This window comes from Dethiosulfovibrio faecalis, assembly GCF_021568795.1.
Lineage (GTDB): Bacteria > Synergistota > Synergistia > Synergistales > Dethiosulfovibrionaceae > Dethiosulfovibrio > Dethiosulfovibrio faecalis.
Genome location: NZ_JAKGUE010000014.1, coordinates 40,639 through 53,104 on the forward strand (window position 1 = coordinate 40,639; position 12,466 = coordinate 53,104).

The 12,466-nt window shown below is 54.1% G+C and carries 12 protein-coding genes and 1 tRNA gene; all 13 read right to left on the reverse strand.

Features of this window, described 5'->3' with window-relative positions:
- Positions 1-19 precede the first annotated feature (19 nt).
- The 13 genes from L2W58_RS09880 to L2W58_RS09940 all read right to left on the reverse strand — a co-directional run bounded on the left by L2W58_RS09880 (position 20) and on the right by L2W58_RS09940 (position 12,464).
- On the reverse strand, positions 20-955 hold the full coding sequence (locus tag L2W58_RS09880) for a 1-phosphofructokinase family hexose kinase (RefSeq protein ID WP_236103179.1): 936 nt from the start codon (positions 953-955) through the stop codon (positions 20-22).
- Positions 956-1,046: 91 nt separating this feature from the next.
- On the reverse strand, positions 1,047-1,964 hold the full coding sequence (trxB, locus tag L2W58_RS09885; protein WP_338033082.1) for a thioredoxin-disulfide reductase: 918 nt from the start codon (positions 1,962-1,964) through the stop codon (positions 1,047-1,049).
- 67 nt (positions 1,965-2,031) lie between these two features.
- On the reverse strand, positions 2,032-2,880 hold the full coding sequence (gene prmC, locus L2W58_RS09890) for a peptide chain release factor N(5)-glutamine methyltransferase (protein WP_236103180.1): 849 nt from the start codon (positions 2,878-2,880) through the stop codon (positions 2,032-2,034).
- Entirely contained in the window at positions 2,877-3,953 is a 1,077-nt protein-coding gene (gene prfA, locus L2W58_RS09895) for a peptide chain release factor 1 (RefSeq protein ID WP_236103181.1), read from the reverse strand. The genes prmC and prfA overlap by 4 nt, the downstream gene beginning before the upstream one ends.
- Entirely contained in the window at positions 3,937-4,911 is a 975-nt protein-coding gene (locus tag L2W58_RS09900) for a DUF1385 domain-containing protein (RefSeq protein WP_236103182.1), read from the reverse strand. Before L2W58_RS09900 ends, prfA begins: the two co-directional genes overlap by 17 nt.
- Positions 4,908-5,555, reverse strand: coding sequence for an FAD-dependent thymidylate synthase (gene thyX, locus L2W58_RS09905; RefSeq protein WP_236103183.1), 648 nt, complete (start codon positions 5,553-5,555; stop codon positions 4,908-4,910). Before thyX ends, L2W58_RS09900 begins: the two co-directional genes overlap by 4 nt.
- Before the next feature lie 59 nt (positions 5,556-5,614).
- Positions 5,615-5,845, reverse strand: a complete 231-nt coding sequence (gene rpmE, locus L2W58_RS09910) for a 50S ribosomal protein L31 (RefSeq protein WP_236103184.1) — start codon at positions 5,843-5,845, stop codon at positions 5,615-5,617.
- Between the two features lie 107 nt (positions 5,846-5,952).
- Entirely contained in the window at positions 5,953-6,492 is a 540-nt protein-coding gene (locus L2W58_RS09915; protein ID WP_236103185.1) for a HutP family protein, read from the reverse strand.
- A gap of 19 nt (positions 6,493-6,511) precedes the next feature.
- On the reverse strand, positions 6,512-7,678 hold the full coding sequence (locus L2W58_RS09920) for an alanyl-tRNA editing protein (RefSeq protein WP_236103186.1): 1,167 nt from the start codon (positions 7,676-7,678) through the stop codon (positions 6,512-6,514).
- 23 nt (positions 7,679-7,701) lie between these two features.
- Entirely contained in the window at positions 7,702-8,736 is a 1,035-nt protein-coding gene (locus tag L2W58_RS09925) for an AI-2E family transporter (protein WP_236103187.1), read from the reverse strand.
- A gap of 319 nt (positions 8,737-9,055) precedes the next feature.
- On the reverse strand, positions 9,056-9,826 hold the full coding sequence (locus L2W58_RS09930; protein ID WP_236103188.1) for a GNAT family N-acetyltransferase: 771 nt from the start codon (positions 9,824-9,826) through the stop codon (positions 9,056-9,058).
- A gap of 128 nt (positions 9,827-9,954) precedes the next feature.
- Positions 9,955-10,031 (reverse strand) — tRNA-Arg (locus tag L2W58_RS09935).
- A gap of 84 nt (positions 10,032-10,115) precedes the next feature.
- On the reverse strand, positions 10,116-12,464 hold the full coding sequence (locus tag L2W58_RS09940) for an endonuclease MutS2 (RefSeq protein WP_236103189.1): 2,349 nt from the start codon (positions 12,462-12,464) through the stop codon (positions 10,116-10,118).
- Between the last annotated feature and the right edge of the window lie 2 nt (positions 12,465-12,466).

The window sequence follows — 12,466 nt, forward strand, 5'->3', positions numbered from 1 at the left end:
TTGAACCAAAATTCGACGGTCAACGAAGTTTTTCTATCTCCACCGTCGACATATAACGTTCGACGGCGTCCCTACCGCTGATTCCCTTGGCCATATGAGTAGCTTCCTCCATGGCACAGGCCATGCTGAATCGGATGGCCTCCTCAGGAGACATACCTTCTCTGTAACCGACTACCATTCCAGCCACCAGGGCATCGCTGGCCCCGAACATCGAGACCACGTCGGTCCTATCTCCTAGTTTTGCCAGATAGATACCGTCCGGGGTGAAGAACACGTCCCCGTAGACGTGATACGAGGAGACCGCCCAGTTTACCCCCAGATCGTGGAGGTCGGAGACAGCGTGAATCAGGTTATCCAGGGTCGAAAGCGGAGTCCCCGAAAGCTGAGACATGAACCTATGGTCGATCTTGGCGAAGGACGGTCCCGCCTCGATACCAGCCATAAAAGCTGGCCCGGCTGCGTCGACAAAGGTTTCCACCCCCACGTCCTTGGCCATGGATACCAGATCCCTGTAGATATCCTGCGGAACTCCAGGAGGGATGGATCCTCCTATCACCACTACCGAAGCTCTGTTCAACATTCGTCTGTAGTTGGAGAGAAAGCGGGTAAGGGCATCCTCGGGGATCTCCGGTCCAGACTCGGATATCCCCGTCTCGACCCGGCCGGTTTCGTCCACCACGTAGACGTTAGTCCTGGTCTCTCCGGTAACATGTACGAAGTTGGTGGTTATGCGAAGACGCCTCAAGACGTCTCTGATGTAATCCCCGTTGAACCCCGCCAGAAACCCCATAGCGGCCGATTCATGACCCAGCTGATTCAGGAGCAGGGAGACGTTGATCCCCTTTCCCCCCGGAGATCTATCGGACGATGCCGCCCGAAACCAACCTCCTGGATTGAAATCCCTGACTACGTAGCCTTCATCGACCGCTGGGTTTAGAGTCACAGTGACGATCATCGATCATCCTCCTCCGTTGAAGGGACATTCTACCTAAAGGAAAGGGCGGGGTGACAGCCACCCCGCCCCACCGCCTATAAGTATAAATCCTCTAGAAGTGCTCCGCAATATATTCATAGGAGGACATGGCCGCGATAGCTCCGTCGCTAGCGGCAGTGACCACCTGGCGGAGGGATTTGCTCCTAAGGTCGCCGGCGACGAAGAGTCCCTTCATCGATGAGGCCATCTTCTCGTCGGTCTTGACCCATCCGCCCTTCTCGGTCTCCAGGATATCCTTGACCAACTCGGCGTTGGGCGTGTTGCCGACGAACATGAACACGCCGGACACGGGGATCTCGGAGATCTCTTCGGTCTTGACGTTCTTGAGAACGACCTTCTCGACCATACCGTCCCCGGCGATCTCCTCGACCACGGAATCCCAGACAGGCTGGATCTTGGGATTGGCCAGGGCGCGATCCACCGCCACCTGATCGGCACGGAACTTGTCCCTTCTATGTACGATATAGACCTTGGAAGCAAACTGAGTGAGGTAGCAGGCCTCCTCGACGGCTGTGTTCCCTCCACCGATGACCGCTATCTCGAGATCCTCGAAAAAGGCCCCGTCGCAGGTAGCACAGTAACTAACGCCCTTGCCGGTGAACTCGGCCTCTCCGGGGCAACCGAGCTTCCGGAAGCTGGCTCCGGTAGCGACGATGAGGGCTTTGGCCTCTATCTCGCCCTTGTCGGTCACGACTATCTTGGAATCTCCGTTCTCCTTGATGGACTTGACCTCGGCCTCCATGAACTCTGTCTTCAGGGACTCGGCGTGATCTCTGAACATATCTCCGAGCTCGGGACCGGTAGCGTGCTTAACGCCAGGCCAATTCTCGATCTCGTCGGTCACGCAGATAGCGCCTCCAAAGACGCCCTTCTCTATCACCAAGGTGCTCAAACCGGCCCTTCTTCCGTAAATGGCCGCGGTAAGACCGGCAGGCCCGGCTCCTATGATGACAAGATCTCTCTGTTCCATGACAACTCCTCCTCAGTTCTGATATCTCTTCCATGCGACACGATCGCAGGATATAACCAACTGATTATTATACACGACGCCATCCCATAAGGCGAGGTATACAGGAAAGGTCGTTCCTAACCTCGAGGAGCGACATTCCCGATGGCGTCATCTCCTCCAGAGGTCGAACCTGGTCTGCCCCTCCGAACTCGACCCAAAGCAGTCCTCCTGGGCGGAGAACCCTCTCCGCCCAGGGCAGGAGCATCCTGTATGGATCCAGACCATCTCTGCCTCCATCGAGGGCAGAACGGGGCTCGTAACGGGAGACCTCCGGCATCAACGAAGGAACGTCCTCGGAGGGAATATAGGGTGGATTGGAGACTACCAGATCCACCGTTCCGGAAGCCAAAGGGATGGACTCGGGGGTCGAGCCGTGCCAAAGCAGACAGCGGTTCAAAACCCCCTCTTTTTGGAGATTGCCGTAGGCTACCTCTATCGCCGACGCCTCGGAGTCTACCGCGACACAGGAGGCCTCCGGTCTATCGGATAGGATCGCACAGGCGATACATCCCGAGCCGGTCCCCCAGTCGACGAACGTTCCGCCGTCGAAGTCCCTTAGGGCCGCTTCGACCAGGAACTCCGTCTCAGGCCGTGGAATCAGGCTGCCGGCCCCCACGGACAGGGACTTTCCCCAGAAGGGACAGCTGCCTAAAATATAGTGAAGGGGCTCTCTATCTCTCCGTCGAAGAACAGCCTCCTTCATTAAGTCCAACGTGACATATTCAACGGAGAATTCCCCGTGACAGTGGATCCACGACCTATCCACGCCCATAAAATGAGACAATATCAGATCGACATCCAGATCGGGACCGTCGATTCCAGCTTCGGAGAGACCAGCTATGAACAGCCGTCTCAGTTCGTCCAGAGACGTGTTCACCTATCGTCCAGATCCTTCATCCGCTCCGCCTGTTCGGCCATTCTAAGAGCCTCTACCAACTCCGTTATGGCTCCTCCCATAGCGGCTTCGAGCTTGTAAAGGGTAAGCCCTATTCTATGGTCGGTTATCCTGTTTTGAGGAAAATTGTAGGTCCTTATCCTCTCGGAACGGTCCCCCGAACCTATCTGACCCTTTCGCTCCTGGGCTTCGGCGTCCTGCCTCTTCTGCTGTTCCATGTCGTAGAGCTTGGTCCGCAGGAAAGCCATGGCCCTCGCTCTGTTCTTTATCTGCGACCTCTCGTCCTGACAGGTGACGACTATGCCGGTCGGAAGATGGGTGATCCTGACAGCCGAGTCGGTCATGTTGACGTGCTGTCCTCCGGCACCGCTGGAACGGTAGGTATCTATCTTGAGGTCTTCCTGACGAATCTCAACATCGACCTCCTCCGCCTCGGGCAGGACCGCCACCGTGGCAGCGGACGTATGTATCCTCCCCCCCGATTCGGTGGCAGGCACCCTCTGAACCCTGTGGACCCCGCTCTCGTACTTTAGATCGCTGTAGGCCCCCTGACCGTCGACCTTGAAGACGATCTCCTTGTAGCCTCCTATCTCCGTTTCGTTGGCATCCAGTATGTCCACCGACCATCGACGCTGCTCGGCGAAACGACTGTACATACGGAAAAGGTCGGAGGCGAAAAGCGCGGCCTCGTCTCCGCCGGTACCGGCTCTTATCTCTACCATCACGCTTTTATCGTCGTTCGGGTCCTTGGGAAGAAGCAACAAGGTAACCTTTTTTTCCTGCTCCTCCAGAAGAGGTTCCAGACTATGAACCTCCTCCTTGGCCAACTGGGCCATCTCGGGGTCGTCCGAGTCCAAAAGGGCCTTGGCTTCCTCCAGCTCGGATCTTATCCTCTTGTATTCTTCGTAGGCCCCCACGATCTCCGACAGCTCGGCATGCTTCTTCCCCAGAGACTGAAGCTCTCTGGGGTTGGAAGTCACCGAGGGGTCGGCCATTTTGTGCTCTATTTCCTCATGGATGGCCGCTATTTCCTGAAGTTTATCGTCTAATTTCACGGTACAGATCCCTCCCAGGTCTATCGGGCAAGAAGGAAACGTCAAGAGCGGATTCCAAGGCGGACAGGGCGACCTCCAACTGTCTGGAGGTCGGTATCCTGGTCGTAAGGTACTGCAGGCTCAAGGCCGGAGCCATTATGCTCTTGCCCAAGGAACCCCATTTCGCGGAGGAACGTATTATCTCGTAGGAAAGGCCTATCACCAGAGGCAACAGCACCACCCTGGATCCCACCCTCCACAGGATTCCTCCTCCTCCGACCAGGGAGAAGACTATAATACTCATGACCACCACCACCAGAAGAAAGGAAGTTCCGCATCTGGGATGGATTCTGGAATATCTTCCTATCCTCTTTACCGTCATAGGGGATCCGGCCTCGAAGGCGTTTATGGTCTTGTGCTCTGCTCCGTGATACATCAGGACCTCTCTGATATCCTTCCACAGTCCGATACAACCTACGTAGGAGACGAAGACGAGCCCTCTGGCGACCCCTTCCACCACGTTTTTACCCAGATGCCCCAGGCCGAACCAGCCTCCGAAAAGATCGCCTATCCAAAGGGGCAGGGCGACGAAAAGCCCTACGACCGCAACTACCGCCACCAGGACGGACATCGCTATATCGAAGGAGGTAAGCTCCTCTTCCTCGCCCAGGGCTATCTGGGCGGATCTGGACAGGGCCCTGAAGCCCTCCCTGAGCATCTCGGCCATCGTTGCCATTCCCCTGAAGACGGGTTTTTTCCATATGCCTCTCTTGTCCCATCCGGCGCAGGGCCAGCGGTCTCTCCATATATCGCCGTCGGGCTGGCGCACCGCCATCCCCCAATGGCTGGGCCCCTTCATTATTACGCCTTCTATGACCGCCTGCCCTCCCACCGGGAGGGTCTCCGGACAGGCTTTTTCCGAAACCCTATCGGAGGCCCCGGCCAAAAGGGCTATAAGCTTGATAGGCCCTAATATCATCGTTTCTCCTCCAGATTGGAACCCAGATAGGTTTCAAGCCAGGATTCTTTTTCAAGCAACAGTCTGCCCATCTCGACCAAAAGCTCCCGAATCTCCCACTGCGCCCCTTTGACGCTGACCCTCTTGCTGTATACGTCGAGAAACGACCGTAAGTTCAACGTGGTAACGAAGTTCGTCGTTATCGCGCCGGGAAGGACGAAACGGGCGTCCTCCCTAGGTATTCCGACATCCAACAGCCTATCGTAGCAGTCCTGACAGCTCTCCATGGCCTTGGAGAATATCTCCATGGCCTCCGGAGAGGCAGATACTGTAGGAGGAGTCACATGGTCGAAAATGGCTCCAAAATCGGATCTCTCCGAGACGTAGCGCTGACTCTGAACGCTCAGGCTGACCCCTATTCTGTGACGACTGTACTGGGCCAGCAAGGTCCTGGAAACCCCGGAAACGGCGAAGGTCATGGAACAATGCTCCATGACGCTCAGGTGCTTCGCCTCGATAAGGAAGTCGGCAAGCTTCAGCATCTTTTCCCTGCTGGCCGGCTCGGCGTAGAGCTCCTGAGGGGCCTTGGGACTGTGACAGGTATGGCCTGCGAGCCATACGGCCATGAGATAGTCCGGGGTAGTATAGATCAGATCGACTCTCATGATGTGCCCCTTTCTCTTCTAAAATAGTCTAGAAAAAAAAGAGGGGCAAAGCCCCTCTTTTACTCGGTGGCCTCTTTCTGGCCGTAGTTCATTCCAGCATATTTCTTGTTGAATTTCTCCAGCCTTCCGGCCTCGGAGAGGATCCTTCCCTTCTTACCGGTGTAGAAAGGATGGCAGACCGAGCAGACGCCTACCTTGATCTCGTCGACGGTCGCCTGGGTCTCGAAGGTGTTCCCACAGGCGCAGGATACCTTACAGGTCCCGTAGTTGGGGTGAATGTCCTTTTTCATATTGAAGCTCCTCCTCTAAATGAAACGTTCGATATTCCTAAGAACCGAAAATATCTCAAAACGAAAATTTATCACAGCTGCCGATTTTTATCAAGGAGAGAATCGATTTAGATATGCATGACTCCCAGGCCGAACCTCTCGTGATGGGCCACGGCATGATAGGCGGTGTCCCCCATGACGGCGACGGATATCCACCTATCGTTCCTGACGATGGCTATCTTGGCACCTATACTGGCCTCCAGGAGACCGGACGGGATGAAGGCATCCAGGGACTCGAAAGCTGCGTGCATAAGGGCGTGCATCTCCCTCTGGTCCTTTTGTATAACACCGCTGTTTAGAGCCGCCCCTACCAAAGCCCTGGTTATCTTCTGGGGAAGGTCTCCGTAAACACCGCCCACCTCGGTTGCCACGGAATACCATCCCAGATCGAGAAGCTGTCTCTTGACCGAATCCTCGTCTTCTTTCGTCAAGGTAGAGGCCAATAGTAAGGCGGCTCTGCCAACCTGACCGTCGGCGTTAAAACGGATCCTGGCTACTATCTCCACTCCGTCGTCATCGTCCGGCAGAATCTCTCTCTCAACCTCCCTCCCGTTATCGGCGATATCCAGTTCCCTTTCCTCTCCGGCGAACATCTTCGTCCACTTCATCTAAAAAAACACCGACCTCTCAAGAAATAACCTCTATACAGACCTTAAGCCATACGTCCAGAAAACGACATTCCGTCTGTCCCGAGAAAACTCCTCCCTTTCCACCTCCACGGACCTTGAGCTCGTTCGATCCGAGCAACCCCTTAGAGTCGAAAGAGAAAGCCTCCCCTACGCACAGCATAAAGGGTATGGCCCTACCGACCCCGTCGTCGATGAGAGCCAACACGATAGAGTCGGGACGGCCTTCCGCCCTCTTTCTACAGGAAGAGCTAACCAGCTCCTTGGGCAACCCTATCGAGTGAAGCACATCGAAAGTCAGTCCATCTAGATCTCTGGTCTCCCACGGAAGGGTCACGTACTGTTGAACCTTGGCGAGCTGTTTTCTCAGGCTGCCGTTCTCCTCGCCAAGACGGTCCATTATCTTTCCTACCTCGTCGTATCGACAGTTCGCCCTAGAGATCAACCTTCTCATTTCCCTGGAATACAGGACATCCCTGTCGGAGTCCAAGGAAAACACTACCTCCCACTCGGGAGAACTGCCCTTGAACGACTCGACGAACAGGGTTCCTATGTCGGACGTGTTCTCCACGTGGCTTCCCGAACAGGCTATCAGGTCGAAATCCGGTATTCGGACGACCCGTATGAATTCGTCGGAAACCCTGTCCCACCGGGCCTTGAGACCGTCCAGTCCCTTGGCTTCATCTATCGGGAGAACTAAGGTCTCCACCGGCAAGGACGACCTTACGACCTCTCTGGCCCGATCCTCCGCTTCGAAGAGAAAGTCCCAGTCCAGATCGCCGTCGTATCTCATGTAGATCCCGGTCCGTTCCTCGCCTACCGCTACCTTGTAAACCGACAGATCCGGCCGTATCTCCTCCATGACCCGGGAAAGGACATGCTCCCCCGAGTGCATTCTCGACAGGACGGAATGTCTGACGTCGTCTCTCTCTACCTCCAGGAGGTCCCCCTCCCTAAGCTCCCCGCTCTTAAGCTTGAGATCCAGGATACAGAGACCGTCTTCGTCCTTTCTGGTATTCAGGACGAGCCCATCGCAGTTATCGGAGGAGAAAACACCCGAATCTCCGGGCTGTCCGCCTCCCTCGGGGTGAAAAAAGTGATCCCCATCTATCAGAACGCTGGCTTTCTTCCCTTTTTCGTTATCCAACTTAAGTACTCGAACCGACACTCCGGAACGACCTCCTCTCTGGATCATTCGAACTCCTTTTTATACTGTTTGCCCGTTCCCATCATAACTCCCACCGTGTTCAGGGAATCGACGTTCTCGCATATTATCTTGATGATCGCCACTATGGGGACCGACAGCAACGCGCCTATGACACCCCAAAGCCAGCCCCAGAAAAACAGGGATATGAGTATCACCACCGGGCTGACGTCCAGGCTATCCCCCATGACCTTAGGGGTTATCACGTTTCCGATAAGCATCTGGATTAAAAGAAGGGACACCGCCGCGCCTATGGCGGGGAATGTATTCGGATAATACTGTACCAGAGCGAGCAGAATCGGAGGCACCGAGGCTATGATGGAACCGATGGTCGGGATGAAATTGAGGGCAAAAGCCAAAACCCCCCAGGTCATGGCGAAATCGACCCTAAGGTAGGACAGGGCCAACCAGACGCAGACCCCGGTGGAGACGCTTATCAAGGTCTGTAAGGTCAGATAGCTCCCTATCTGGGTGGAGATGGCCTTCAGAACCGAAAGAATCCTGGACCCCGAGTCGACGGAGAAGGCCTTTTTGATCTTGTACTCCACGTAGGGGCTGCCCAAAAGCATAAAGACCAGAAAGACTATGACCAACACCAAGTTCGACATAAAGGTCACCAGAGAACCGGAAAGGGAAAGCAGATATTTGCCTATCCTCTCACCCCAGTTTATGCTGTCCCAGAAATCCGGAGGGAACAGATCGCTGCTGGTGAAGCTCTTCGTGAGAGCTATGAGCTGATCGTAGTATTTGGGATAAGCCGACGCGAAGGCCACCACCCTGGTATTCATGAAAATCGCCCCTAAGGCGCACACCCCTAAAAACAGGGCTAAAACCGCCACGATGGTGAAGAATATGGGAATTTTCTTTCGAGCCATGAAACGGACGATAGGTCCAAACACATATGAAAGAAGCCAGGCTATCACGAAGGGAAGTATAACGCTCTGAGCGGCCTTGAGCACCATACCCACCGCTACCAAAGTCAGTATGAAAACGCACGCCACTATGATATTTACGTTTTTCATCGCGACCTCCCATGGAACTCGTATTTTACCCGTCGATTATACATCCTTTTCCCCGTCTAGGTTTAAGCGAGGTAAGCCAAGATAGATCCACCGTCTTTCGCCCTTTTGATCGTAAAAGGAGCCCCACCTAAAGGCGAGCCTCCTACGTCCGAGATCAAATTCAAATCAAAGAGGATACATCATCGGCCTTCCTAATTGTATTTATCAGGCTATACCGACATGAACGACCTGTCCGTTATTTTAACCATAAACCCAGACAAGAACATCCGCCAAGATAATAAATAAATGTCGTTAGCGGTCGACAGGACGACGTGAATCTCTACTTTTTAAGAATTCTTTCTAAATAAGATTTGTCCAACAGGTTCACCGTCTCAAATCTTCCTTTGTAAAAGACGCACCAGTTGTTGAAAACGCAAGGCAATTCCTTTGCTTTCTGGAGCGTATCCACCGGGATAAAAGACACGGGAACGTCGTTCCTCTCACAATGAAGCTTTATCGTCTCGATACTTTGGTAGACGTAGGGACATTGCATATCGTAGTAAATAGTCAGAGCCTTGTTTTCTATCTCTTCGTTTTTGACGTTTTTCCCAAAGGAAGAGATCGTTCCATCGAAAGAACGCGCAAGCAATTCGTAACCCCTGTCGGTGTCGTCCACGACCTCAAAACCAAACCTCTTGGCAAAGGATTGGTCCGAAAGCCAAGACTTCTGTCTCTTTGCTCCAAGCATACAGACGCCGGATCTACCCTTTTCTTTGGCCTCGGTCAGACAGTATTCCATCAACAGTTTCCCGTATCCCTTTCCCTTGTAATCGCCGGAAACCCACAGACAATATATATAATAGTAGTTATCGCCTATTATCGGAACCCAAGCTCTTTCAAGGGGAGCGTACTCGATAAAAACCGCAGCTTTTGCGTTGAGTTTCCTAAAAACGTGCCCCTCTTTAAGCCTATCCGAAAGCCATAGTCGCTTTGCTTCGATACCTTTATGGGGTTTTCTGCTGCGAATGATGCAGCATAGATGCTCGTCGGAGAGATCTTCTATCGTTAAGTTTATAAAATCATCGCTCATAGTTTGGCCATCCTCTTTCATAAGCCTAGATTTACATAGCCCTCAAATGACATTCAAAGTTTCTTACAAACCCCCTCTTGTCTTAAATATACCACAAAAAAAGGGATTCAAACCACGACGGTTTGAATCCCTTTGTTATCCCTATAAATTGGCGCGCCCGGCGGGATTCGAACCCACGACCTCTGGCTCCGGAGGCCAGCACTCTATCCAGCTGAGCTACAGGCGCATCGTTTAAAGCTAAGCAGCTTGAATACGATACATCTAAAAACCTCTAAGGTCAAGTGGGTTCCTCCGGAAAGTAAGCGCGAGCCTACTCCCTGAAGCTGACCACTGTCACCCCGTAGCCGCCTTCCCCGTTTTCGCCTAGGCGGAAGTTCGCCACATAGGGTAGACGGCGACATAGCTCGTGGACCTTTCTACGCAGAATACCTTCGCCCCTTCCGTGAATCACGGTAACCTCTCCGTAACCAGCCAGGACAGCCCTGTCCAGGTAATCCGCCACGAGAGGCATGGCCTCGTCCACCGTCATTCCCCGTACCATTATGGAGCTAGGGACCCCTACGGGGCGAGATACTGAGATTGAAGGACCGGAAACCTCCGGGCGTATCTTCTTGTCGCTCAACGTAAGTTTTTTGATATCCGTCTCTATCTTCAGACCTCCCACCAGGACGACCGCTCTCTTTCCCTTCATGGAGAGCACCTCTCCAGCCGAACCGGATCCGGAGACCTGAACCACGTCTCCAACCTCTATCTCCCTGGAGCCCCGTTCCTTTATCTCCTTGGCCTCGAATACAGCCTGACGGACCTGGGATCGTTCCTTCGATTTTTTGACCCCTTTTTTGTGTTTGTTCAACTCCCTGTCAGCTGCCGATTTAGCGGCCTCCTCAAGACCTCGGAGCATCTCCCTGGCCTGGCTCTCCGCCTCCTCCAGGACCCTCTCCGCCTCTCTATCGGCCTTCATGATGGTCCGTCTTTTTATCCTCTCAAGATCGCGACGGTCTTTTTCGATGGCTTTTTTAAGCTCCTCTATCTCAAGCCTCTCCTTGGCCAAAGAGGCGGCCTGAGAGTCGAGGTGAAGGGTCTTCTTCTGAAGCTCGCCTATCATGGTCTCTATAGAGGCCTCTCCGCTTTTAAGCACCTTCTCTGCCTCTCCCAGGACCTCCACGTGCATTCCTAGCCTCTCAGCTATGGCCAGGGCGTTGCTCTGTCCCGGAATACCCATTATCAGCCGGTAGGTCGGGGTAAGGGTGGATAGGTCGAAATCCACGCTGGCTGTCTCTACTCCGTCGGTGGTGGTAGCGAACTTTTTTATGGGATTGTGATGGGTGGTCGCCATTACCAAAGGACCTCTTCTCTTGAAGGTCTTGAGCAACGCGACCCCAAGTGCGGCTCCCTCCTGGGGATCGGTACCCGCACCCAGCTCGTCCAGAAGGATCAGGGATCGGTCATCCGACTCCTCCAATATGTCCACGACGTTCTTGAGGTGGGCACTGAAGGTCGAGAGACTTTGCTCTATGCTCTGCTCGTCGCCGATATCGGAGAAAAGAGACGACACCTCTCCGATCTGAGAGCCCTCCACCGCCGGGATCGGCAGACCGCACCAGGCCAGAAAGACCGACACTCCTACGGTCTTGAGAGCCACGGTCTTTCCTCCCGTATTGGGACCGGTGATGACCAGGACCCTGAAAGCCCCACCGCAATGGACGTCAATGGGAACCGCCGACGAACCGAGCATAGGATGACGCACCTGGAACAGTCTGAAACGGGTCCCCCCGATCATCTCCGGAAAGGTCCATCTCTCCCTATCCATCAAATCCGATATGGCATATATCATATCCATGGTTCCTACAACGTCCTGGGCCTCGAGGACGGCCCCTTTTCTGGACATTATACCGGTGGTAAGGGCCCGGAGGATTCGTCTTTCCTCGTCTCTCTCGTCCTGACGGAGCTCCACCATGCGATTGTTCAGGGAGACCACGCAGTTGGGCTCCATGTAAGCGGAGTTTCCCGATGAGGAACGATCTACCAATATCCCCGGGAACCTTCCCACGAGCTCCTGTCTAACCAGAAGGACCGATCTGCCGTTTCTTATGGAGAGGACCCTCTCCTGCAGCATATGGGAGGAACTACCGTTGATTATGCCGTTACAGTCTTTCCTTATTTTTCTCCGTAGTTCGTCTATCCTCTCCCTCAGATCCCTCAGCCTCGGAGATGCTCCGTCGTAGAGCTCACCCTTCTCGTCCAACACGGATAGCCTTTCGAGATCCTCGGAAAAATCCCGAACCCTTCTGGCCAAAGTCCACAGGGCGGGAAAATCGTCCCTGACCTCTCCTACGGAATCGCGGATACGCCCAGCCAGATGAAGGAGGACACGCACACGCAGAAGCTCCTCTCCCGACATCATGCCGGTCTCGGAGGCTCCTTCGATAAGTCCGTCAACAGAAGCCACGTCGGAGGACCAGGGCAAATTGCCCTGTATAGACAGATACCTCCTGTACCCCTCGATCAGGGCCTGTCTCTTGAGAACCTGGTCCATATCGGAAAAGGGTTCCTGCCGAGACAACATAAAAACGCCCAGTTCGCTTCGAGCCCGAGAGGCGAACTGGAACATTATCTTCTCTATTTCTAGGCTTTTATAGGCCGCTTTCGACACATACATAG

Excerpts from the sequence above, each read along its gene's own strand:
- L2W58_RS09880 (WP_236103179.1), bottom strand. The coding sequence starts at position 955 with ATGATCGTCACTGTGACTCTAAACCCAGCGGTCGATGAAGGCTACGTA.
- trxB (WP_338033082.1), bottom strand. The coding sequence starts at position 1,964 with ATGGAACAGAGAGATCTTGTCATCATAGGAGCCGGGCCTGCCGGTCTT.
- L2W58_RS09900 (WP_236103182.1), bottom strand. The coding sequence starts at position 4,911 with ATGATATTAGGGCCTATCAAGCTTATAGCCCTTTTGGCCGGGGCCTCC.
- thyX (WP_236103183.1), bottom strand. The coding sequence starts at position 5,555 with ATGAGAGTCGATCTGATCTATACTACCCCGGACTATCTCATGGCCGTA.
- rpmE (WP_236103184.1), bottom strand. The coding sequence starts at position 5,845 with ATGAAAAAGGACATTCACCCCAACTACGGGACCTGTAAGGTATCCTGC.
- L2W58_RS09915 (WP_236103185.1), bottom strand. The coding sequence starts at position 6,492 with ATGAAGTGGACGAAGATGTTCGCCGGAGAGGAAAGGGAACTGGATATC.
- L2W58_RS09925 (WP_236103187.1), bottom strand. The coding sequence starts at position 8,736 with ATGAAAAACGTAAATATCATAGTGGCGTGCGTTTTCATACTGACTTTG.
- L2W58_RS09930 (WP_236103188.1), bottom strand. The coding sequence starts at position 9,826 with ATGAAAGAGGATGGCCAAACTATGAGCGATGATTTTATAAACTTAACG.
- L2W58_RS09940 (WP_236103189.1), bottom strand. The coding sequence starts at position 12,464 with ATGTATGTGTCGAAAGCGGCCTATAAAAGCCTAGAAATAGAGAAGATA.